We start from the raw sequence: 23,125 nt of genomic DNA on the forward strand, positions 1-23,125 counted from the left end.
CCTAAGGAGGTCATCCAGACATGCGATTCCTACTCTATCTCCATAGACTGTCACTCCGGCAGAAACTGATACTTACCTCGATCGCGTGCCTGGTATTTCCTACCCTATTGATGCTTTATGTGACCATCGTGTATTCTGAACGCATCATCCGCGAGCAGACACAAGAGAAATCTGCCCAATCGCTGCAGATCGTTCAGAACCAGATCTATAATATTTTCGATGAAATGATTTCCATCGCTAATTTCATTCAATTTGATCCTGAGTTGCGCGGCTTGATGGAAAATGGGAAAACGGATCCGCTGGCGGCGAAGCAGATCACCACACGACTCGAACAAATCGCAGGTGAAAAGCCTGATTTGCTGCTCACCCTGTTAATGACGGATGGCCGCGCCTACTCAGATTACTCGTTCTATGATTGGAACCCGCTTCTCTTCACGAAACGTGATTGGTTTCCTAAGTTAGCTAACCTATCCGCGTATGACACGCTATTTATTGGCGCAGAACCGAACTACATTCCGCTTCAGGCACAAGAGAAACCATATGTATTCATGACCTCACGTATGCTGTACAGCGACTCGCCTAAACCACTTGCTTCTCTAATTGTGAGTCGGTCAGAGAATGCGATTCGTGATTTATTCGATGGGTTTACAGAGGATGTTTATTTGCTAGACGCCAATAATCAGATCTTATCGAACCGTAACACGGGATTAATTGGGCAATCCCTCCATACGATTATGGATGTAAGCCAAGTCAGCCCTGCTGGCATGATTCAACTACATGGTGCCAATCAACTTTATACGGCCCTCCCCTTACGCTTTGCAGGTTGGAAGCTCGTTAGTGTGGCGCCCTATGAGCAACTAACGGAAAAACTTACTGGCATGTACCATTCAGGACTTATTCTTCAAATTCTTTTCGCTGCTGGCTTCCTGATAGCTCTTGTCTATCTGCTGCAGCGTTTTACAAAGCCGATTAAAGTACTGGGTCTTGTCGTGCAAAAGGTAGAAGCAGGCGACATGAATATTCGCTCCAATATTCGAGGCGGTGATGAAGTTGGGCAGTTTGGGCGCTCGTTTGACAACATGCTGGACCGTATCCTAGAGATGCTGGAGCATGTGAAGCTCGAGCAAGAGCTGAAACGTCATGCAGAACTCGCAATGCTGCAAGCCCAGATACATCCGCATTTTCTTTTCAATGTGCTAAGCTCCATCCGCTTGAAGCTGCTCATGAAGGAAGACTCTGAGAATGCAGAACTCATCGAGTCCTTGTCTTCCCTGCTTCGTGCCATGATTTCCAATCAACTGGAGTTCATTCCCTTACACGCTGAGCTTGCAACGATCAAGCAGTATATGGATTTGATGAATTTCGCCATTCGGCATCCGGCTACCGCAATTGTGGATGTGGAATCAGAACTGCTGATGGAGGAAGTACCGCGATTTATCCTTCAGCCCCTTATCGAGAATGCTTATAAGCATGGCTTCAATCGCAGGAAAGGGACCATCGTGATCCGTGCTCAGAAAACGAGCAGCACCCTGCTCATCACGATCAAAGATGATGGCATAGGGATGGATGACGTGACCCTCGAGCAGCTCCAAGAACGCTTATTACGCAACAAAAAGCAGATCGTCATGCAATCGGCTATGCTAGATAGCACACGCTCTTCAGGAATTGGTCTTTCCAATGTGTATGAACGGCTTAAACTAATTTATGGCGATCTATTCGAGATGAAAATTCACAGCCAGCCGCAACAAGGAATGACGATTGAACTCCATATTCCTGCTGACTTCAGAAGGAGTGAACCTCATGTATAAAGTCGTGCTCGCTGATGATCATATACCGATCCTTGATTATTTAACCTCAAGTATCCCTTGGGATACCTTGGGACTAACGCTCGTTGCCTCATGCGCAGACGGTGAAGAGGCGCTTGAAGCCTGCGAGCTGCATCACCCAGACATCTTAATTACGGATATCGGAATGCCCATTATGAATGGGATCGAACTGTTGGAGAAGGTCCGCTCCAGCAATCCACAGTTAAAAACGATTATTCTTTCCTGCCATGAAGACTTTCACTACGCGCAGAAGGCCGTTAAATTACATGTAAGCGAGTATGTGCTTAAAGAAAGCTTACAGATCGAGCATCTCATCGAGCTGCTTCAATCGCTCAGCACCCAGATGAACGAGGAAAGAACCGCGAAGCAGGACGTCCGCAAGCTGCAGGCGGTTGTGAAACAGAACAGCTCTGTCATCCGTTCTACCTTCCTGCGTACCTTGCTCGAACAGCCCGTACTAAATGAGTCCGAATGGGCAGAGAAGGCCTCGTCCTTCGGCATTCATCTTGGAGAGGGCAGCTGCTACCTGCCTGTCTTAGCCTTACCCGAGCGAATCGTTGATGTGGAATCACGCTTTGGTGGAGCTCATTTGGTGCAGTTCGTGCTTGATAACACCTTAAACGAGTCCATATCTACCGAGGGCTGCGTTAATCTGTCTCTGGATGAACGGCATGCGATCCTGCTGTTCCCCTTCCCCAGAACGTTGAAAAGAAACGTGCACGAGGAAATCCGTACCGCGCTCCGCCAGGCGCAGCAAGCCTTCCATCGATACATGCGTATCGATATTTCCCTTTATATCGGGGAGCTCTGTAACGATCTGCCGTCACTGAAAAAGCAAATCCAAGCGTTGCTAGATGCCAAGCTATTTCGCTTCTACGCTGGAGAAAAGCAGATCATCCCTGTTATGCCCATGGAAGCCACCGACGACGATCTCTTCGTTCATTACTCAGAAGCGGTTCAAGATTTCCGAACTTGTATTCAAAGCAGTGTAGAAGAGGACCTACAGGCTGCAATGACCAAGTGGTTCGGACTTATTCGAACCAAACGGTACCCTGTCGATACCGTTCGTAGCTGGATGGTTAATCTCGTGATGGAGCTGGAACTCAAATATATCGTGATGCAGCACTTTGTCTCGAATTTCAAGGCGGAGCTGCTGCATCAGACCATTTACGCAATTGTTACGCTAGATCATCTAGAAGAGTGGATGCATCAGTTTCTTTCGGATAAAAGAGCAGCCGTACAAGTGCTCAGTACTCATAGCATACGCAAAGAAATTGCCGAGGCGAAGCGATATATCCTGCTGCATCTGGGCGATCGAACCAGCATGGAGGAAATGGCAGGACGGCTGAACCTGAATGCCTCGCATTTCAGCCGGCTGTTCAAGAAAGAAACCGGCGAAACCTTCGTCGAGTTCGTCAATCGCTCCAAAATGGAACGCGCACGCGAGCTATTAGATACCTCTGATGCGAGTATTGAACAAATCGCGGAACAGCTTGGTTTTGAGCACACAAGCTATTTCATCAAGCTGTTTCGCGGGTTTACCCAGTTGTCACCTTCCGAATATCGAAAGAAGATGTAGGCGTACATGGTAATTGCACCTGCACCGCCACATTAGACTGGAATCAAACAAAAGCAGCCCGCCCTCTGACGAGGACGGACTGCTTCTGCTTACTCTCATGCTTTTTAGTTCGAAAGGGAACGTAGATCCCTTATTTCCCGAATTTCGGGCAAATATCCAAAGTTGCGGAACGTGAGTACGCTATTCTCTCCAACTTCGCTGCCCAGAGGCCCTAAATGGTGAAATAGCGGAACCAGGTTCCCTTTCCTCCAGATTCCATCCATTTTCGCCAAAATAGCGGATCTACGTTCCTTTACCTAGTTAACCAGTAACAACTAAATCTCAATATCCACGATTAAGCTGTCTACACGGCCAACTTCACGAATATACGCGGCTACCGCTTGATGCTCCGGGTTCGGACCGTAAGCTGCCAATGCCGCTTTATCTTCAAAACGAACGGAAAGTACAACTTGGAAGCCTTGATTTTTCTCGAAAAAGTTAATTCCCGCTTGGATATCAACGATACCTGTCAGATGGGGACGCAGCGCTTTGAAACGGTCAACTACCTCTTGCAGCTGCTCTTGCGTAGTTGTTTCAGCAAATTTAACAAGGACGATATGATCAATCATGATGTGAACCTTCTTTCTATACTCATTTAGGACATTAATAATGAACGACACTAATCTTAACAAAAACCCAAGCCGAGTACCACTCTCATTTTCGAGGAAAAGGGGCAGACACGCGGCTGAACAAGCTGATCATCTACCAGCAATAGAGGCAATCCGATCGGAGCTTAACACCTGAACGCCCGTTTTCCCCGACTTGGCTGCTCTTATTAAGCCTGTAGCAATCGTTCGTGCATGAATGGGACGATACTTGCGAAGACGCCCCGTCATCAGCGGAGCAATGGCCCGCGAAACGATGCCTCCCAGTTTCTCACCTAATCGGAATTCCCCACGGTTACCCAGAATGAGAGAAGGCCGAAGCAAGTGAAGCGAACGAAGTCGCATTCCCCGCAGCTTATCTTCCACTTCGCCCTTTACCTGATTGTAGAAAAAGGAGGATGTGCGATCTGCTCCCATGGCTGTTACAATGGCGAAGCTATCTGCTTGTCCCTTGCTCGCCACTTCGGCTAACATGAGGGGATAGTCTCGGTCTACTCTGCGGAATTGCTGTTTCGAGCCTGCTTTTTTGATCGTTGTTCCTAAGGTACAGTAGACATGAGCATGCGAGAATTCCGAGGACTTCAGGCTCTCGCCCAGTTTAGCGAAATCAATCACGCGCTGCTCTAGTTTCCCCTGTCCATTCGGCTGATCGAAATCCATTTTCTTACGAACTAATGCAATGATCCTATCATAGTCCGGATCGTTCAATAGCTGTTTGATCAGTTCCTTGCCGACTAAGCCCGATCCTCCCGCAACAATCGCCGTTCTCCCTTTCATAGCACACCTCCGCGTCATATTTATACATGATCATCTTCATCATACAACCTTTTGGTATCAACTTCGACACGATTTCTTCCACCTGACTTTGCGCGATACAGCGCATGGTCTGCCCTAGACACCATATCTTCCAGCACCATCGTTCCGTATTCCAACGTCGGTGAGTATTCGGCGACTCCGATGCTTGCGGTTATTTTGACCGTTAACGGCTCTTTGCTATAAGGTTCATCTATTAAAATATTTCGTAATTCCTCAGCTACTGCAGTGCTCTCTTGCGCATCCTTCCGCAGTAATAACAGAATGAACTCTTCGCCGCCATACCTTGCCACAATCGCATCCTCTCCCGCATACCGTCTTAGGATACTTGCGACATGATGGAGAACACCGTCACCGACCAAGTGACCATACGTGTCATTAATTTTCTTAAAATGATCAATATCCATCATCAAGACAGAGCAGGTCTGTCCGGAGTAAATACACGACTGCAATTGCTTATTGCCTTCTAGCATCATATAGCGTCGATTATGGACATCTGTCAATTGATCCATCCATGCCGAATGTTCTAATAACGAAATGTTAGACTTCAACCGATCGGACATGAGATTGAAGGTAGCCACTAATTGTCGCAGCTCCACAGGAGCATTTCTAATTTTATCCACATTGATCTGGTAATCGTAATTCCCCTTCTGAATGATCTTCGTGGCACGCAGCAAATAACGAATCGGCCGCTCCATCTTGGAAGCAATCATCACTGCAGCCGCGACACTGAGAAGCAGTGCGATCAAGGAAATGATAATAATCGTTATACTTAATTCATTTAGCTTTCTAAAAATTTCTTTCTGAGTAATTTCCCCAACAACAAGCCAGTTTTTCCCCTGGGACCATTGGTATTGACCATACACGCTCTCCCCTCGGAAGCCTTTATACGCACTATAATCCGTACTACTCGACAAGGCACGATGATAGATTTCCGATGCCACACTTTGGGTAATTGCACCATTATCCGTGCGGTTAGAGGCCGTTACAATATTGCCTTCTGAATCCAGCACATAGACTTCACCTGTGTCCCCGAAGCTAAGCTGAGCCATCAATTTATTCAACATTTCAAGTGTAATAATCCCCAGCACAATCCCCTTGAATTCACCTTGATCGCCTAGTACTGGAGAAGAGAATGTAATAACAGGTGCTCCATTATCTTTCGACATCACGACACCCGAAACAACGCTTTTCTTTTCCTTCCCGAGCCTGTAATACTGACGATCGCCCACATAAATCGAAGTCGTATCTGTGCGAATGTTACCATCCGGCTCAACGAAAGTAATCGATAAAAATTCCGAATTCACCTTTGCATAATCTTGGAATTCCCGTTTCAAATCACCTATCCGGTGGAACTTGGCATTATCTGAAAGTGCAAAACGTTTAATCGCATCCAACTTTTCCTGATTCCAGCGTTCGATATATAAGCTCTGTAACGCAATCACTTGTTTGAGTTGAACTCTAGCCTCTTCTAACCGATTACTCTTCTCTATAAAGTAAAAAGGAACGATGATCGAAAATGCCAGTACCACTATAATCGCGCTTATCCAGAGTTGAAGTCTTGTTTTAATGGTATGATCGGAAAAAAGAGAAAACATGTGCCCCATCGAGGTTTCCCCCCTTTTTATTCTATATATCACCATTATACCTTATATTAGGGTGAAAATAGACAAATTCCGCTGATTTTCGGCATAAACGTACAAATATTTCGAACTATTACCTGTTTGAAAAGTAGGGCCCTTTCGCTTATGCTAATTGGTATGTAGAAAAGAGGTAATTGCCCCTATGAAAATTCTCGTACTAACTGAAAAACCAAGTGTAGCCAAAGAAATTGCTCGTGTACTGGGCTGTAATCAGAAGCAAAAACACCACTTCGAAGGTGCCAAATACGTCGTTACCTGGGCACTAGGCCACCTCGTCACGCTCGCTGAGCCCGATGATTACGATCCCAAGTTCAAGACTTGGAACCTTGAAGATCTGCCCATTATCCCTGGCAAAATGAAGCTCAAAGTCATGAAAGAAACCTCGCAGCAGTTTCGTGCGATCGAGCATCTCAGCCGCCGTGGCGACCTGTCGGAGCTGGTCATCGCAACCGATGCGGGGCGCGAAGGCGAGCTCGTCGCGCGCTGGATTATGGAGCTGATCCGCTGGAAGAAGCCGTTCAAACGGCTTTGGATCTCGTCGCAGACGGATCAGGCGATTCGCGAGGGCTTCGCGCAGCTGAAGCCCGGCACCGACTACAACCGGCTGTATCAAGCAGCCGTCTGTCGTTCCGAGGCCGATTGGCTCATCGGCCTCAACGTAACCCGCGCGCTGACCAGCAAGTTCGGCGCGTCGTTATCCGCTGGGCGCGTGCAGACGCCCACGCTGGCCATGATGATCAACCGTGAGGCGGAAATCCGTGATTTCCTGTCTGTCGACTACTGGTTGATCGAAGCCGAGCTTGGGTCCTTCCGCGCCCAGTGGCGGGACCCGAAGACCGGCGACTCGCGCATATTTGACCGCGAGCGCGCCGACGCCTTGAAAGCTAAGCTGCAAGGCCAGAGCGGCCGCATCGTGCAGGTGAATAAGACCGAGAAGCAGATCCCGCATCCGCTGGCTTATGATTTGACGGAGCTGCAACGCGACGCGAACCGCAAATTCGGCTTCTCTGCTAAGCAAACGTCGAATGTCCTGCAACGACTGTATGAGCAATACAAGTTGGTCACTTACCCGCGAACCGATTCGCGTTACTTGACCTCAGATATGGTACCGACCTTGCTCGGCCGTTTGAAAGGGGCTACTATTGGCCCTTATGCGGCACTTGCGGCACCTTTTATCCGGAAGCCTCTGACAATAACGAAGCGAATCGTCGACGACTCCAAAGTCAGCGATCACCATGCCATCATCCCGACAGGTGAAGCCATCTCACTCGCTACGCTAAGCGCAGATGAACGTCGACTCTATGATCTGATTCTTCGCCGTTTCTTAGCTTTATTCAGCGGTCCTTGCCGCTATGATGAAACGAAGTTAACGATTGAAATTGCTGGAGAGAAGCTCTATGCCTCAGGCAAAGTCGTGAAGCAAGCCGGCTGGAAAGACGTGTACGGCGCCACCGATTTCACCGATCCCGATCGGGAAGACAATGAATCCGAGGAAGATACAGGGCAACTGCTGCCCCAAGCGTCTGAGAAGGATGCAGTTACCGCTCGCAACGTCCGGCAAGTTAGCCGCCAAACGAAACCGCCTTCTCGCCATAATGAGGCTTCCTTGCTGTCGCAGATGGAGAAATTCGGTCTTGGCACACCTGCAACTCGTGCAGATATCATCGAGAAGCTTGTGTCCTCCGACACGATTGAGCGTCAAGGCTCCTTGCTCATCCCTACTGGCAAGGGCACACAGCTCATCGAGCTTGCTTCTGAGGAACTTCGTTCACCCGAGCTTACAGCACGCTGGGAGCAGGAGCTTGAACGCATCTCCAAAGGCAAAGGAAGCATGGAAGCTTTCCTCAGCGGAATCCGCAAGAAAGCAGCCGAGCTCGTCGATGAAGTCAAACGCAGCTCCGCAGCGTATAAGCCGCATAATTTAACCGGCAGCAAATGCCCCGATTGCGGCGAGTTCCTTCAGGAAGTTAAGGGCAAACGAGGACGTTATCTGGTTTGTTCCAGTCGGGAATGCTCGTATAAACGTGAAGCTGACGGGCAATTAACGAACCATAGATGCCCACAGTGTCATAAGAAGATGGAAATACATACGGGAAAAGCAGGCAAATATTTTCAATGCCGTCCCTGCAATGTCATTGAGAAAATCGACGGTGAGTCTAAAGGTGGCAGTCGCAAGGCTACAGCCAAAGTCAACCGCCAGCTGATCGAGCAATTCTCCGATTCTGCCGGAGTAGGGAACTCGCTCGCAGACAAGCTGCTTGCAGCCCTTCAGCAGAGAAAAGAAGACTAATACCAAGAATAAAGCCCAAGCGACTTGCTTCTTCGCTTGGGCTTGCTTTTACACTATGAGAACAACTTCTATACCGGCATCTGCTTGCTTGTTTCTATTCATGACGACTCTTTATGCTCTGGTTAATATCCTGCCTTTAACTGCTAATTCGAGATCTTCCAGCGTTGTGATCCCCAAGCTAACCAGCGCATCTCCTGCCTCCATGTGAACATTGGCTAAGATATGCATACTTGTATGAGGCACTAGTGATTTCCGAAACTCATGAAAAAGCACCGCATTATAAGCTTTGAGAACCGTCATAAACTCAACAGTTGGCGGGATAAATCCGCGAATTTCAGACGAGCGCCAGAAAAACTCCCTTACATGCATAATATCGGATCCCGTGCGGTTCAGCTTTCGAATCATCGCAAAAAACTCATCAACAAGATCTTGTCGATCCGCTTTCATGTGACCATCCCTCCAATGACGTATTCCTACTTGAAGGATACCATAAATAGTTCTTTAGATCTATATTAATACTTCATTTAAGGGTTTAAATACCTATGAAATTTGTGGGTTCTTCCCATTTCCTTTCCATCTGCCTCTCTGCAATAGAAGCATGTCCACTACATACAGCACAACACCTAAATTAATCGCAATATCCGCCAGATTCATAATCCCATTCCCGGAGTTAAAGACGATGAAATCGGTGACCTTCCCGAATAGAAGCCGTTCAATTCCGTTGCCAATCGCCCCACCCACAAGGAAGGCAGCTGCACTTTGTTTTAACGTCCCCGGGAAGCCCCCTTTTTTACGGTACCACCAAATCCCTGCGACAATGAGAACCGCGAGAACTCCAAGTACTGGAGCCCATCCCTGAAGCGAACTGCCAGCTGCCCCACTATTTTGATAATACGTGAATGAAATGAAATCTTTATAAAAGGGCATGGATTCGCCAACCGTCATCACCGAACGTATCCAATACTTAGTCAGCTGATCGACAGCTGTAATCACAACAATGATTGAATAAAATAACATGCTCTCACTCCCATCGACTCTCAAGCTTTAACCTCACTCTTATTTTACTTGAAACGGATGGTTACCTGTTAATTCTGCGATTCTCGGTTTTCTTGCATGATAAAAAAGCCCCCTCAGTCCCTCCCTGTGGCGGCTCTTGACTATTCCTGCTGTAGTCCTCAACTTAGGCTTATTAGTGTTCGGTATAGCTCACCAGGCGTATTTGCCATGTAGTCAGGACTTCCACTGTGGAGTAGCTGAGGTGAATCATATCCCCACGTCACAGCTACGATTGGCACACCTAACTTCTTACAGGATTCAATATCTCGCAATTCATCACCGACATAAATCATCCGTGTAGGCGTGGTTCCCCATTGCTTCATCACTTTGCGAATCGAATGATGTTTGCCGAAAATATGTTTCGCTGAAATGATCTCCTTAAATGCACCTTCCAACTTATTTTTTCGTAAAAAAAGCCGAATATTCGCTTCTGAATTGGAAGAAAGAATCGAGCTCTTAACCCCTTGTGTGGACAGCTTCGCAATAACCTCTTTCATACCAGGCACGATTTGCAGTGATCGGATATTCTCGTGGTAGAGCTGCCGTCCTGCCACCATCAGCTTAGGAATTTGGAGCACGGGAACCCCTAAGCGATCTACGCGTTCAGATATCGACATCGAGCGTAACGGACCCAAATCCTGTTCGCGGATGGGACGGAAACGATGTTGAATGGCCATTTCATTATAAAGCTTTACCAGGAGCGCCCTGGAATCGACAAGTGTCCCGTCAAAATCAAATAGGATGTGTTTTACCATCTGGGTGTATATACAAATAAGGCCGGACCCTCGGGCGGCACTTGGCGAATTTGGTTATGTTTAAACTCTTGGGCTGGGTCTAGGACCACATGCGGATTACTTACGGTTCGCAAATCCTCCCACGTACAAGAAACACCGTGGTCATAACCCGTTGCACCACCTGCGAACATTTTACAGCCATTGCAGAATTGCTCCTTCTGCTGCGCATCGAGCTTCACAACTTTATTACGAAGACAACAGTAAATTTCATTAACTTTATTACATACATTAACATGAGTGATCATAGCCATTTACCGTCAACTCCTTGCGGCACTTTGAGTGTGTAATAGTAAGTTTATCGAACTACTATTAAGTGTATGACACAATTTTGTAAACGGAATAACATTTCTCACGATGAGCCGTCCAAATTTGCTACAATTAGGAAATACACTAACAGGTTTGGAGGTACTTCCCCATGCAGGACTCTTTGCATTATGTAATTCCGTTTCTTATCTTTGGTTTTTTTATTTATCGACGGGTGAAGCGCACCATTGGCTTTCAAAAGCTTTCCCGTGGCAGGCTCACCTTTCGTCTGTCGCTGTTCAGCCTCTTGGGAGTGGTCATCTTCCTCTTGGGCTTCGTTCATCCCATCCATTTCATCGGCTACTTGATCGGACTGGCTGGCGGCGCCTTGCTCGGGCGAACGGCAATTCGCCATACCCGCTTCGAGCATCGAAGTGATGGCTGGTACTATCGTACACATCTCTGGATTGAGATCACCGTCCTTGTTCTCTTCCTAGGTCGCATCGCGTATCGCTACGCTAGCGTGGCTATTTCCACGGGGGCAACAACTTCCTTCAACCCTGCTGAATTCTCACAATTTACAAAGGATCCCATCACCGCTGGCGTTTTCTTTATCATCGTGTCGTACTACGTTTTGTTTTTTGGCTACTTACTGCGCGAAGGAACCAAACTGGATCCGGCAGGATTGGCGGATAGCGATGATGTTGTGATCGGGAACCATGGGGCTACCGGAACAGGGGTTTCTAGCCCGCAGGCGAATGTTCGGGTGGAGTAACGGAACGTGAGGGCATCCCCCTCCCACATTCTGCCTACTCCTACTCCTACTCTTACTCCTATCTTAATCCGCCCCCTTACGCCGCACACACTTGATCAATTAAACAAATTAGGCACTTAACAAGAAAGGGATACTCCCTAGGTCAATTGACCTGAGGAGTATCCCTTTGTGGGCGATATTCTATTTTAGCGCCCTTTTCGGACGCTATTTACTACGCCGAGGGCTTCCCGCCCATTCGATGGGCGATACTTGCTTTTAGCGCCCTTCTGGGGCGCTATTCACTACGCCGACGGCTTCCCGCAAGGAAATAAGGCCCTTTTCGGGCCTTATTTCCTGCGTTTCCGAGGCTATGCTAATCCGCCCTTCGCTGCATCCTCGGCAGCCTTCGCGAACTGCGTGCTGTACAGCCGTGCGTACAGCCCTTCCAGCGCCAGCAGCTCGCTGTGCGTGCCCCGCTCCACGACACTGCCCGCTTCGATCACCAGAATGTGATCGGCGGCCAGCACCGTGGAGAGCCGGTGCGCGATCACGAGCGTCGTGCGCCCTTGCATCAGCTCCTCGAGCGCCGCCTGCACATAGGACTCGGATTCCGAGTCCAGGTGCGACGTGGCCTCATCGAGGATGAGGATGCGCGGGCGCTTCAGGATCGCGCGAGCAATCGCGATACGCTGGCGCTCGCCACCGGAGAGCCGGTGGCCGCGCTCTCCGACCATCGTGTCGTACCCTTCGGGGAGCGACACGATGAAATCGTGGATGTAGGCCTGACGACAAGCGGCCTCCATTTCCTCACGCGTAGCGTCCTCCCGCGCGAAGCGCAGGTTGTCGCCAATCGTCGCGTGGAACAGAAAGGACTCCTGCGTCACGTACGCGATCTGCGCGCGCAGCGACGCTAACTCCACGTCGCGGACGTTCACGCCGTCGACCTCAACAGCCCCGGCTGTCGGGTCGTACAGCCGCGCGATCATCCCGATCAGCGTCGACTTCCCGGCGCCGCTAGGTCCAACAAGCGCTACCATCTCACCAGGCTGCGCCTCGAAGGTGATGTCGCGCAGCGCATACTGCACCTTCTCCCTTGCCCCGCTTTGGTCCGCCAGCCTCTCTCTCTCCGCTCCTTCGCTTCGGTCCTCCAGCCTCTCTCTCTCCGCTCCTTCGGCTCGTTCCGCCAGCTTCCCTCTCTCATCTCCTTCGCCTCGTTCCACCAGCCTCTCTCCCACAGCTCCCTCGCCTCGGCCCACCAGCCTTTCTCTTTCCCTTTGTTCCCCCGGTGTAGCCCTTGGCCCTGCTTCCGCGGCCTTCCCTTTCTCCCTCGCTCTACCCGACTCCCCAACCTTATAAGCAAAAGACACCTGCTTATACCGCACATGCCCCGCCACAGGTCCTAACTGGCGCGCACCTTCTGCATCCATCACATCAGGCACCATGTCCTGATACTCGAAAATCCGCTGGAATACCCCCAGCGCTGTCGCTACCTCGACATGTAGATTCAGCAGGGTCCCTACTGGCATATACAACCGTCCCAAATACGCCGTAAACGCGACGATCGAGCCTAAAGTCATATCCCCCTGAATGACGGAGTAACCGCCATAGATATAAATAATAGCCGTGCCTAACGGTCCTAACGTGCTCGTTGCCATTCCGAACCAGCGGCCGACCAGATTGAGCCGCAGCTCGAGATCCATCACCTTTTGATTCATCGTTGTGAATTCTTGTTCTTGCTGCTTCTCTCTGCCAAAAATCCGCGTCAATAACGCACCCGAAATGCCGAAATTTTCATTCAGCTGCGAGGTGATGTCTGAGCGCACCTTCTGGGTTTCAATCCGTAGCTCTTTCCGCAGCTTGGATACCTTTTTCACAGGCAAGACGAAAAGTGGCAGGATGAGCACCGATATGATCGCCAGCTTCCAATCTAACGCAAATAAGATACCAATTGTCGTGAAAACGACGACGATTTGCGTGATCGAAGAGACGACAATAGACGTAACCACACTCTGTACCGACTGCACATCCCCTGTGATCCGCTGAACGATTTCGCCAGAGCGCGCGTCCGTGAAGAACGACATCGATTGCCGCTGCAAATTGTGAAACAAGGACTGCCCCAAATCCCGAATAACCCCTTGGGTTACTTTGGTATTGAGATGGTTCTGCCATACGCCTACCATTCCGCTCAACACAGGCAGCACGATTAACAGCAGCGCCATTACGGACAATAGTTGAACACGTCCCTGCGGAATTGCGGTATCAATAATTTCCTTCATGACTAGAGGCGGGATCAACCCCATCACTGCCGCAAGCAGTGCCAAGCCGATAATGACCAAGAGCTGTCCCCAATATCTTTTGAACAATAACAAAATCCTTCGTATCGATACATCCTTCAACTTGGCCTTTGGACGATTCCGGTCGGAAAGCCGTCCCATTCCCCCTGGCCCACCTGCTCCACCTGGTCCAATCACTCACCCATCACTCCGATCTTTCTCCTCTTTGCTGCCCCTCAGCTACAAAGGAATGGCATAAACAATTGCACGGATTACATCTTCTGCCATCTGCATAACACGAAATAACGAAGTCGTTTGCAGGACATTATACTGCCTAGGTCCATCCACATTCACGATCGCCGCAATCGTGTAATCACCAATAGGAGGCAAGACTTTACCTACTGATTTCCCTGGAGCTAGTGGCTGGTTCGACAATTGGTACAAACCCACACTTAATTTCCGTCCCAAACAAGCATCTATCGCAATAACGACAACATTCGGTGGAATTTCCTGCAAGCGCATGGCCAAATTAGTAGCATCACACGGTGCTGCAAGCGTGCCAATGACGTAAGGATAGCCCAGCTCTGCAAGCCTACTCCCCACAAGTGGACCTAGTGAATCGCCTGTTGAGCGATCTGTCCCTATACATACAAAAGCAACCCGACTAGGCTCCAGCCCCTTGCTCAAGGCAATCATTTGCAGAAGTTGCCCTAACTGCTCGCCATCTACTTTTTTCCAAAACTGCTCCTGCAGCTCCATCGGTTCTTTCTCCATCTTTGCCTCCCTTTCAGGCATGTACACCTAACCTTTCACCTGATGCATAATAGTTCCATTCTTTCACATGGAGGTGGGCTGTGTCCACTTGCATACTTCCATATTCGCATACACCAAATAAGCGTTACTCGACACCCGAGCAAAGCCTATTCATGCCGCTTATAGAGGTTGTTCAAAAATTCCACTTTTGATCACGAAGTAGTTCATGAAGCGTATTCAACCATCTTAATGTACGCGATTCATTCGAACAATGCGATAATAGAGCTGACCGCTGACCTCTTGCTCCACTTCCAGATAACCTTCTGAGTGAACATAATCCCCTAACATGAACGTGGAAGCATCCGCCGAATCGGCATGTGTAAGAAAGAGCAGCGCTACCTTATCATCCCCAACCACAAATCCAACCTGTTCCTTCACCTGAAATTTCTCAAGAATTTTGCCATGATGTGATCTCACGATATGATGGAACCGCCAAATGCCTTCTTCCTGAATGATAAAATAAAGCACACGATTCCGATGCGCATTGCTAAACTCCCGCGTCACACCGATCATACACACTTTCTCACCAACGCGTAAATATTCATCAATCACATAAGATTTCAGGCGTAACCGGCTCACATTCTTGCTCTGAATATAAGTTTCCATCTCATCTATGGAGCGCTGATCCCTCGGATCTTGTTTTGTTGCGTAAAATACTTCTTTAATAAATGTATCTGTTTGGAATTGCCTAGCCCCTTTGAAATGGTTATACGAATGAAAAAATTGCTTAATCACGATCCGAATGTCTTCTGGTATGGCAGGACCTGTTTCCACGTTATACATGCGATCTGTTCGACCCGACAATTTAATTTTATGAAACAAGCTTTTCCAGACACTGACTTGCATGCCGCACGCGCCACCTACTTTCTTCCAACCATTGTTTCATTATAGGCTATAATTCTCAAAAATTCGATAAAAATCGCACAAATTCGCGCAAAAAAAAGAGCATCTGCCGCTTTGCTTTCCATACAGAAAGTCATCGCGAACATACGCTCTTATACCAGTACTTACACTTGATTTTGCAGCTATTTTATAACACGCGTTTGGCACCTACATATCTGGAGCCCCAATAGGAGCTTGCGAGACTGTCAACCGTTACACCAACGGACGTTGTCGAGGAAATGAATTGATTATTTCCGATGTAAATGCCTACATGGTTGACGATACCAGAAGCAAAGAAGACGAGGTCTCCCGCTTTCAAATCCGTCACTCTTGCCCCCGCATTATCGTACATTTGCACGGAGGTGCGTGGCAGCTCGATACCTTTGGCCTCGTATACATAACGAACGAACCCAGAGCAATCGAAGCCCTTAGGTGTAGTTCCTCCCCATCGGTACGGTGTCCCTTTGAACGTCGTTGCAGCTTGAATAATTTGAGCTGCAATGGATGACTGAACGACCTTGGCCACTGGGGCTGCTAGAGCTACTGGTGGTGGTGCAATCCAGGCTGGCTTATGAGTCTTGCCGTCCTCTTCCACGATGGCGATTTTATTCGCATCGTTCCACGCAATCGCAGATCCAAACGTCTCTGTAACAAAGCGTAAAGGGACATAGGTGCTCCCCTTAACCAAAGTTGGACTGCTCTCTAATTCAACTAACTTACTGTTCACGATCGCTTGCTCTTCGTCCGTAGTGAGTTGAATCGCCTGTTCCTTGTTCATAAGCGTGACGACGACTTCTTCGCCTTGCTTCACCCATCCCACTTGATAGCCTAACTTCTCCGATAGCACACGTAATGGCACCTGCAGTGTACCCTCCGTATCAATAAACGGCTGTACTTCCGGGAACTGCACCAAGTCATCATTGACTTGAACCTTCACCGAAGAGGTGTCTGGGGCAGCAGCATGCGTGGATGGAGCGGCGAACAGGAAAATGGCTGCGCCTACAAGAGCGCATGAACAAATAAAGCTTTTGGTAAAAAGTTTCAAAACGTTGTGCCTCCTTGAAGCCTCCGAGGTTAGTTGACGGGTTCGGGAAGAGGTTTTCCCTAGCGCGCCCCATTAGCCTATGGCTAACTGAGCATTCATTCACCCCAAGTAAAGAAGTCCCCCGTACCAGAGCTTTCGATGCTCTGAGATTCGGCATTTTTTGTCTATGTTAGACTAGCATAGTTCGTTTTACCCTGACAACTTTTGCGAGATGGTAAGTGTTTCCTTTTCTATGTAAAAGCACAAAAAAACAGCCGCTCTTTTCAGAGCAGCTGCTTATACACCTCGGTAAATAGGATATGCTTACAGGGTTCAAACTCACTTTCCGTCATCGGACTAGGATAACTCATGATGTTGAGAGGCAATTTCAGTTGCCCTTCTCTGAGTGGTGGCTGCGCATAAGGAAATAGGTTCAAATGGAAGCCGCAGCGCTTATAGAATTCAATTCTCCGTGTAGCTTCTGAGGCAGTCGGAGGCTCGACTTCAAGTACGATAGGCGTGCTTGCACCGCTCATATACGTCGTCAGCATTTGCTTGCCAATCCCACCGCCTCTTATGGCAGCATTGACGGCAATATGTTCCACAAATCGGAACATGCTAAAGTTCCAACTGGCCAAGAAACCAAGCAGTTGCCCTTGAGCATCTCTCTCGACATCGATGCGGTAATTAGGATGAGATAACAGTGCTCGTTGACCTTCATACGTCCTTATTTCAGTTACAGGAAAGGCAGCTTCCATCAGCTCGAACACCTCTTCAAATGAATCCTCTTTTTCCATCTGTCATCACCTCCCTTCAAGTTAGTTATAGGTTATCCAAGTGTGAAGCTTCTTAACTTAAGACCTTACCATTTTGAGAAAAAGGCATGTGCCGCTGCATGAGAACCAGGTGGTGTCGCATGCCCCATGAAGGGGTACACTTCAATGGATTTGTGGGCAGATTCAATTCGGTTATACGCAGCGAAAATCGCTTCTGGTAAGCAACACGTATCTTTCAACCCTACCGTAAGGTGAACAGGCTGCTGAATACGATCACCTAGGTTCACGATATCGAAATAAGAAACCGTTCTCAGTACATCAGTCAGATATTCTGGAAACCGGGTAACAAAATCCGCAGCCTCACTAAGCGAGCTAACCGATTGCAACAAGCCTAGATCCATGTGGCATAGATTCGGTACATGGGCAATCGTTGCCCGAATACGCTTCTCCAGCGCGGTTACGAGTAGGGCAAGCCCTCCTCCTTGGCTTCCGCCGTATACGAATACACGCTCACTGTCGATCTCTGGCTGCTCTAACGCACATTGCACGGCACGCAAGGAATCGATCGCAACCGCTCGATAATAGCTCGTCTCCGCATCGAGAATGCCCTGTGTAATCCAGCCCCTCGTCATGCCAGTCTCCTGTGGTAGTAGGTTCCCGCTATCGCCGCCTTGCCCGCGTACATCAACCGCAAGTACCGCATACCCCATAAGCAACCAAGCTGCATGATCCTCGGGCCTTCCCCTGGAGCCAGTATAGCCTGGGAATGTAACAATACAAGGTGCCTTCTTAGACTTGCTCTCTGCATTAGGCAGCAGCAACCAAGCATGGATCGGTGTTTCCGCAGCACCTTGCAAGACGATCTTATTCACTTCAGCTTGTACAAAAGGTGATGCTACCGGCTCTCTTGTATAGGATGCATCTTGCGTAGCTTCTGCATATGTGCGCTCCCAGAATGCAGCCAGATCAGCAGGTGCCGTTAACTGCGAATGATACTGGTGTAACCCCTGAATACGATTTTCAATAGCGTTCATTTCGGTAAGTCCCCTTTGCATGTTTTTCCCATTTTAACCTAGATACACGTGTATGACTATTGGAAAATATGAAAATGAGACGGAGCGTCGATACTCTGCGTCGATGATTCTGTCGTTTTTTTTGCCGCCAAAGAAGACTCCCGATTCGTGTTTAGATGTATAAACTACAGCTAATTTACTCGAATCTGACGTATTTTCGTGATTAGATGGAGAAAGTACATTTTATTTGTATGATTTTGTAAGAATCGAACAAATCGAAGGAATTAACTAGAAATACAGTTAATCTTTCAAATTCGAGAAATCGGCTTCAAATAGATGGAGAAAATCCAGTTAAATAGCGGGCAGTAGATTTATTGCTCAATTGAACCCCTCAGGGTTCAATTCCCTAATTATATAGAAAGAGACCACCCGAAGGTGGTCTCTTTCTTTGTAAGCGGGCGGCGGGAATCGAACCCGCGCGATCAGCTTGGAAGGCTGAAGTTCTACCATTAAACTACGCCCGCATATAAATTCTAAAATGGTCGGGACGACACGATTTGAACATGCGACCCCCTGCTCCCAAAGCAGGTGCTCTACCAAGCTGAGCTACGTCCCGTAGTGAATATAAAGTGTAAATGGCGCGCCCTGAGAGATTCGAACTCCCGACCTTTTGATTCGTAGTCAAATACTCTATCCAGCTGAGCTAAGGGCGCAAATATTGGAGCGGAAGACGGGGATCGAACCCGCGACCCTCGCCTTGGCAAGGCGATGCTCTACCGCTGAGCCACTTCCGCACGGTGTCATTTCTCTTTCGCTCATCAAGTGATTCTCTGAGGCGACAAGGAATAATATATCAGGTATTCAAAACAAATGCAACTATTTTTCATATTTTTTTATTATTTTATGAAAACGCCGCCAAATGGCAGAACTTCTCGTGCTATGCGGCGCAGCAAGCTATCCGCTTTCATATGTTCGTCCAACTTGGGATCTGGCTTACAAGGCTGCATGAGCACATGACCATGCCCCGTAATCTCCCAGTGATAATTCATGTGCTGACTTGCCAGAGTGTTGCCGTATACACAGAGGCGCAGCTTAGCTTGCCGCGGATAGGCAACAAGACAACTCACATCAACATACAAAGGCTCCACAGCATCCAGGGCCATGTGATGTATAGGGCCAGCTGTTAGCAAACCTAGACTTCCGGGACCGTGAAACTGCATTTTAACTAAATCTTGCGTGATCAGCGTGTTCTTCACACTCTGTAGATGCGTTGTAAAGGTCACACCTTCCGTATAGAACAGCACATGTCGAAATTCAAACAATAGATCATCTTCGGCTTCCAAAGGCACGACAGCCAAACTATACGCTTCTGGCAATCCCATTAACACACGCCCAGGACCGAGTATGCGTGATTGGATCAACCGCTTCTTCCTATACATGCTAGGAAGCTTCATCAGTGCATCTTCACGCTGCTCAGGCCTTCCCTGAAATGCAACAATTTGGTTGGGATGCAGTACATGCACAGCCTCTCCCTTAAGAAGCTGCAGTGTAGCCATCCTAGCTTGTGAGCTTGCATTTTCATAGATGATCTCCAAACCACACAACCTCCTCACCAATGCTGTTAGCGCATTCCACGCTTCCTTCTCTGCCAAACGAAGAAGCGAAACACACGTCCAAGCAAGAAATAGCCTACAACCAACGCGGCAGCCGTAATCACCATGTAGGTTATTTTGCGATTTCGTTTATCCTTATCCAGCGCAACTTGTTCCATCGCCTTCAAACGTTCTTGTAACTGCTCGTTGTCCTTCTTAAGTGCCTCATTCTGACTGAGGAGACGATCCTCGATTTCTTGAGACTGTCTGACGGCTTCCGACAACTTGTCCTTCTGCTCTTCTAATTGCTGCTTCGTAGCCTCATAATCCTTTTGGATTTGTTCTACATTGCTTGGCAATTGATAGATTTCTTTTACCCGATCCAACCAAGAAGCGTGGGCAGCGGGCATTGGATACATGAACCCAACGATGATTATAAAGACACCAATAGCTCGTCCAAACCTAGATATGCTACGTATTCGCACCCGCTATCCCTCCCCCTGGTTGGCTGCTCGACATTATGTTCTATTTTACAGCAAAATTCACCCCATCACCACTTTTTCCGCTTCAACAGGATATCTCAAAATCGTTTTCATTTTGGCAGGCTCTATCTTCCTCGGATCCGATAAGTAGATCTCATGATGAAGACCACAGATCCTTAGCTGGTTCTTCTCTATATATGGATACATTTGAGAAAGTGTTTCCGGTTCAGTCGCATATGGTCCGACGTGCAGCATCTGGACACAGGTTCCCTCATTCAAGGATTCATAGCCAACATTAGCTATTCGCTTCAGTTCCTTTTTCTTTACCATTGCAGCTGTACGTGCTTCTTCCACAACCTCACCCGACACATACGTTGGCATGCGAATCAATAACTTCCAATGCCATTCTTCCCTCGGTACCTCCAAAGCCGTTCGGGGATCCCCATCTACCCACCATTGCCCTTCGAGCTTCGCTACTGTGAAATCTTTTTCCAGCTTCTTGTAATGCCCTTTAACGCCGTAGGCGACCGTATACAGCGCTTCTGTAGCGTTAGCGAAGATGGTACCGTTGGGATCTCCTTTGCCTATAATGGTTACATAGGAAATAGGTTCAAAAACAACGAGTTCTGGCTTCGTTGAAGCTGTGTAATAAGCTTTATAGGCCTTGGCTAGATCTAATTTCTCCATCATGCACTTCCTTTCTTTTTCTATTACTATACAAAATAAACCCTGACACCCTTATGTCAACAAACAGAAAAAACTTACCCTTCGCATAATTGCGAAACAAGTAAGTTTTGTCTCATGAAAAGGATATGTAATTATTCCGCAGCTGGCGGCGTGAAGGAACGTTGTGCAAATTCGGCATCCAACATGTAGAACGCATTGCTATCTTTATCGATACGTTTCAGCTTGTTGATAATGCTATCGAACATGGCTTCTTCTTCAACCTGCTCGTCAATGAACCATTTCAAGAACTGCATAGTCGCATGCTCTCTATCATTCAATGCCAAATCGGATAGGTGATAAATCCGTTTCGTAACTTCTTGCTCATGCAGGTAAGCATGTTCAAATGCGTCCAAAATAGACTCGTATTGATTCACAGGCGTGTTCATGCCATCAAAGCTGACCTTTTTCCCACGGTCATTAATAAATTTAAAAATCTTCATGGCATGGAACTTCTCTTCTTCTGCTTGTACTTTAAAAAAGTTCGAAAATCCATCCAAGCTTTCCGCAGCGCAATAACCAGCAATAGCTAAGTAGACGTGCGCGGAATAAAACTCATAATTCATCTGCTCATTGAGCGCTTGTGTTAGTGTATCGTTTAGCATCTGTGCACACACCTTTCTGTATGGTTATCTCTTGCGTATTCCCCATACATACAAGATTAACAGAATTGTGCATACAAATACAAACGGAAGTAACAATTTTAGCAGATTTAAGTTCAAGCCGTCACACTTTTGGCCTTCGACGCCGATATGATTTCCTTAATCTGAGCATATAAATGGTCTGGTGACTCCGCGCAAAGCAGCTTCTTCTTCCCAATCATGGCGATACATTCTTTCTTGCAATGCCGGCAATTACCTAAGCATTCCTTCTTCTTTTGTTTCAAATCTGGGTACTCGTGCTTCAACGACTTATATATTTGTTTCGATCCGAATTTCTCATTTCTGCAGCAGTATTTAATCGTTTTCAAATGCGATCTCCTCCCGCCATTTCGCTTCAATCACTACTCTTGATATTAGTGATAATAATAATCAATGTCAACCATATTTTAGATATGCATGTACGAAAAAAAGCTTTCTTCTATCCCCGTTAAAGGATGAAAGAAAGCTCTTTTTGTTTGGATGCGCGTAGAGGGACTTGAACCCCCACGGTCGCCCGCTAGATCCTAAGTCTAGTGCGTCTGCCAATTCCGCCATACGCGCATGCTGATAAATAAGGCAAGTGGTGAGTCATGTAGGATTCGAACCTACGACACCCTGATTAAAAGTCAGGTGCTCTACCAACTGAGCTAATGACTCATGGTGTATACATAAAAAATGGCGGAGCTGACGGGATTCGAACCCGCGGTCTCCTGCGTGACAGGCAGGCATGTTGGGCCACTACACCACAGCTCCACACTATGTAATTCTCCTCTTAGTAAGAGGTTGGTTGCGGGGGCAGGATTTGAACCTGCGGCCTTCGGGTTATGAGCCCGACGAGCTACCGGGCTGCTCCACCCCGCGACAATACTAGCATGATATTTTATTATTCCCAGAGAAAATTGAAGACATCCTAACTTTCTTCTGAAAAGATAAAATGGTGGAGGCTGACGGGATCGAACCGCCGACCCTCTGCTTGTAAGGCAGATGCTCTCCCAGCTGAGCTAAGCCTCCATGGGATAAATCTTTGTAGGAATTGATGGTGACCCGTAGGGGACTCGAACCCCTGTTACCTCCGTGAAAGGGAGGTGTCTTAACCACTTGACCAACGGGCCTCGTATACAGGCTTTTCTAATTTGAAAGCTCTTATGGCGGAGAGAGAGGGATTCGAACCCTCGAGACGCTTGTGACGCCTACACGATTTCCAATCGTGCTCCTTCGGCCAGCTCGGACACCTCTCCATAAAAAAGTCCTGGTTTGTAAGAAT

General features: G+C 48.0%; 22 protein-coding genes, 11 tRNA genes and 1 riboswitch. Of the genes, 4 read left to right on the top strand and 29 right to left on the bottom strand.

Translation table 11 applies throughout. The features are described from left to right. The first annotated feature begins 20 nt into the window (after positions 1-20). Both GC096_RS26840 and GC096_RS26845 read left to right on the top strand, forming a co-directional pair. Positions 21-1,808, top strand: coding sequence for a sensor histidine kinase (locus tag GC096_RS26840; protein ID WP_171634497.1), 1,788 nt, complete (start codon positions 21-23; stop codon positions 1,806-1,808). Beyond that, positions 1,801-3,405, top strand: coding sequence for a helix-turn-helix domain-containing protein (locus tag GC096_RS26845; protein ID WP_171634499.1), 1,605 nt, complete (start codon positions 1,801-1,803; stop codon positions 3,403-3,405). Before GC096_RS26840 ends, GC096_RS26845 begins: the two co-directional genes overlap by 8 nt. A 314-nt stretch (positions 3,406-3,719) precedes the next feature. On the opposite strand, the gene GC096_RS26850 is transcribed toward GC096_RS26845, so the two are convergent. From GC096_RS26850 to GC096_RS26860, 3 genes are all read right to left on the bottom strand, one after another. Further along, a complete protein-coding gene (locus GC096_RS26850) occupies positions 3,720-4,013 on the bottom strand; it encodes a Dabb family protein (protein WP_171634500.1) in 294 nt (97 codons plus the stop codon). A 129-nt stretch (positions 4,014-4,142) separates the two neighbouring features. Beyond that, positions 4,143-4,826: an NAD(P)H-binding protein gene (locus tag GC096_RS26855; protein WP_171634502.1), complete on the bottom strand. Its 684-nt coding sequence runs from the start codon at positions 4,824-4,826 to the stop codon at positions 4,143-4,145. Positions 4,827-4,846: 20 nt separating this feature from the next. Continuing rightward, the gene (locus tag GC096_RS26860) at positions 4,847-6,469 is read right to left on the bottom strand and encodes a sensor domain-containing diguanylate cyclase (protein ID WP_171634504.1); all 1,623 of its coding nucleotides are present in this window, start codon (positions 6,467-6,469) and stop codon (positions 4,847-4,849) included. A gap of 178 nt (positions 6,470-6,647) precedes the next feature. On the opposite strand from GC096_RS26860, the gene GC096_RS26865 reads away from it, so the two are divergent. Next, entirely contained in the window at positions 6,648-8,795 is a 2,148-nt protein-coding gene (locus tag GC096_RS26865) for a DNA topoisomerase III (protein ID WP_171634505.1), read from the top strand. Between the two features lie 111 nt (positions 8,796-8,906). Here GC096_RS26865 and GC096_RS26870 read toward each other — a convergent pair whose 3' ends face one another. The 4 genes from GC096_RS26870 to GC096_RS26885 form a co-directional block, all read right to left on the bottom strand. Next, positions 8,907-9,242 (bottom strand): hypothetical protein, encoded by a 336-nt coding sequence (locus GC096_RS26870; protein ID WP_171634506.1) that lies wholly within the window; start codon positions 9,240-9,242, stop codon positions 8,907-8,909. 93 nt (positions 9,243-9,335) lie between these two features. Then, positions 9,336-9,812 (bottom strand): signal peptidase II, encoded by a 477-nt coding sequence (gene lspA / locus GC096_RS26875; protein WP_171634508.1) that lies wholly within the window; start codon positions 9,810-9,812, stop codon positions 9,336-9,338. A gap of 158 nt (positions 9,813-9,970) precedes the next feature. Beyond that, positions 9,971-10,606, bottom strand: a complete 636-nt coding sequence (locus tag GC096_RS26880) for an HAD-IA family hydrolase (RefSeq protein WP_171634509.1) — start codon at positions 10,604-10,606, stop codon at positions 9,971-9,973. Then, the gene (locus GC096_RS26885; RefSeq protein WP_171634511.1) at positions 10,600-10,896 is read right to left on the bottom strand and encodes a hypothetical protein; all 297 of its coding nucleotides are present in this window, start codon (positions 10,894-10,896) and stop codon (positions 10,600-10,602) included. The genes GC096_RS26880 and GC096_RS26885 overlap by 7 nt, the downstream gene beginning before the upstream one ends. A gap of 164 nt (positions 10,897-11,060) precedes the next feature. Here GC096_RS26885 and GC096_RS26890 point away from each other — a divergent pair, with 164 nt between their 5' ends. Then, positions 11,061-11,663, top strand: coding sequence for a CcdC protein domain-containing protein (locus GC096_RS26890; RefSeq protein ID WP_171634512.1), 603 nt, complete (start codon positions 11,061-11,063; stop codon positions 11,661-11,663). A 347-nt stretch (positions 11,664-12,010) separates the two neighbouring features. Here GC096_RS26890 and GC096_RS38880 read toward each other — a convergent pair whose 3' ends face one another. From GC096_RS38880 to GC096_RS27000, 22 genes are all read right to left on the bottom strand, one after another. Then, on the bottom strand, positions 12,011-14,077 hold the full coding sequence (locus GC096_RS38880; protein ID WP_246302984.1) for an ABC transporter ATP-binding protein: 2,067 nt from the start codon (positions 14,075-14,077) through the stop codon (positions 12,011-12,013). Between the two features lie 78 nt (positions 14,078-14,155). After that, positions 14,156-14,689: a spore protease YyaC gene (yyaC, locus tag GC096_RS26900; RefSeq protein ID WP_246302985.1), complete on the bottom strand. Its 534-nt coding sequence runs from the start codon at positions 14,687-14,689 to the stop codon at positions 14,156-14,158. Positions 14,690-14,914: 225 nt separating this feature from the next. Beyond that, positions 14,915-15,574, bottom strand: coding sequence for a hypothetical protein (locus GC096_RS26905; protein ID WP_171634513.1), 660 nt, complete (start codon positions 15,572-15,574; stop codon positions 14,915-14,917). A gap of 184 nt (positions 15,575-15,758) precedes the next feature. Then, positions 15,759-16,655 carry a C40 family peptidase gene (locus GC096_RS26910; RefSeq protein ID WP_246302986.1) on the bottom strand — a complete coding sequence of 299 codons (897 nt, stop codon included), beginning with the start codon at positions 16,653-16,655 and terminating at the stop codon, positions 15,759-15,761. Between the two features lie 3 nt (positions 16,656-16,658). Then, a riboswitch (cyclic di-AMP (ydaO/yuaA leader) is annotated at positions 16,659-16,821 on the bottom strand. A 97-nt stretch (positions 16,822-16,918) separates the two neighbouring features. After that, complete coding sequence (locus GC096_RS26915) at positions 16,919-17,431, bottom strand: GNAT family N-acetyltransferase (protein WP_171634514.1); 513 nt, start codon at positions 17,429-17,431, stop codon at positions 16,919-16,921. Positions 17,432-17,496: 65 nt separating this feature from the next. Further along, positions 17,497-18,444, bottom strand: coding sequence for an acetylxylan esterase (locus GC096_RS26920; protein WP_171634516.1), 948 nt, complete (start codon positions 18,442-18,444; stop codon positions 17,497-17,499). A 432-nt stretch (positions 18,445-18,876) separates the two neighbouring features. Continuing rightward, positions 18,877-18,947: transfer RNA gene (locus GC096_RS26925), tRNA-Gly, on the bottom strand. 15 nt (positions 18,948-18,962) lie between these two features. Further along, positions 18,963-19,039 (bottom strand) — tRNA-Pro (locus GC096_RS26930). Between the two features lie 20 nt (positions 19,040-19,059). Next, a tRNA-Arg gene (locus GC096_RS26935) sits at positions 19,060-19,136 on the bottom strand. A gap of 6 nt (positions 19,137-19,142) precedes the next feature. After that, positions 19,143-19,217, bottom strand: a tRNA-Gly gene (locus tag GC096_RS26940). A 102-nt stretch (positions 19,218-19,319) separates the two neighbouring features. Beyond that, entirely contained in the window at positions 19,320-20,018 is a 699-nt protein-coding gene (locus tag GC096_RS26945; RefSeq protein WP_171634517.1) for an AIM24 family protein, read from the bottom strand. Positions 20,019-20,044: 26 nt separating this feature from the next. After that, positions 20,045-20,500 (bottom strand): SH3 domain-containing protein, encoded by a 456-nt coding sequence (locus GC096_RS26950; protein ID WP_171634518.1) that lies wholly within the window; start codon positions 20,498-20,500, stop codon positions 20,045-20,047. A 57-nt stretch (positions 20,501-20,557) separates the two neighbouring features. Beyond that, the gene (locus GC096_RS26955) at positions 20,558-21,187 is read right to left on the bottom strand and encodes a GyrI-like domain-containing protein (protein ID WP_246302987.1); all 630 of its coding nucleotides are present in this window, start codon (positions 21,185-21,187) and stop codon (positions 20,558-20,560) included. Positions 21,188-21,315: 128 nt separating this feature from the next. Continuing rightward, complete coding sequence (locus GC096_RS26960) at positions 21,316-21,825, bottom strand: ferritin (RefSeq protein ID WP_171634520.1); 510 nt, start codon at positions 21,823-21,825, stop codon at positions 21,316-21,318. Between the two features lie 113 nt (positions 21,826-21,938). Further along, the gene (locus GC096_RS26965) at positions 21,939-22,190 is read right to left on the bottom strand and encodes a DUF1450 domain-containing protein (RefSeq protein ID WP_171634521.1); all 252 of its coding nucleotides are present in this window, start codon (positions 22,188-22,190) and stop codon (positions 21,939-21,941) included. A 152-nt stretch (positions 22,191-22,342) separates the two neighbouring features. Continuing rightward, positions 22,343-22,422: transfer RNA gene (locus GC096_RS26970), tRNA-Leu, on the bottom strand. A 20-nt stretch (positions 22,423-22,442) separates the two neighbouring features. Next, positions 22,443-22,518, bottom strand: a tRNA-Lys gene (locus GC096_RS26975). Between the two features lie 19 nt (positions 22,519-22,537). After that, a tRNA-Asp gene (locus tag GC096_RS26980) sits at positions 22,538-22,614 on the bottom strand. 31 nt (positions 22,615-22,645) lie between these two features. Next, positions 22,646-22,722: transfer RNA gene (locus tag GC096_RS26985), tRNA-Met, on the bottom strand. A gap of 74 nt (positions 22,723-22,796) precedes the next feature. Continuing rightward, positions 22,797-22,872: transfer RNA gene (locus tag GC096_RS26990), tRNA-Val, on the bottom strand. 26 nt (positions 22,873-22,898) lie between these two features. Continuing rightward, positions 22,899-22,973 (bottom strand) — tRNA-Glu (locus tag GC096_RS26995). A gap of 34 nt (positions 22,974-23,007) precedes the next feature. Next, positions 23,008-23,099: transfer RNA gene (locus GC096_RS27000), tRNA-Ser, on the bottom strand. Between the last annotated feature and the right edge of the window lie 26 nt (positions 23,100-23,125).

Source organism: Paenibacillus plantarum (genome assembly GCF_013141695.1).
GTDB lineage: Bacteria > Bacillota > Bacilli > Paenibacillales > NBRC-103111 > Paenibacillus_E > Paenibacillus_E plantarum.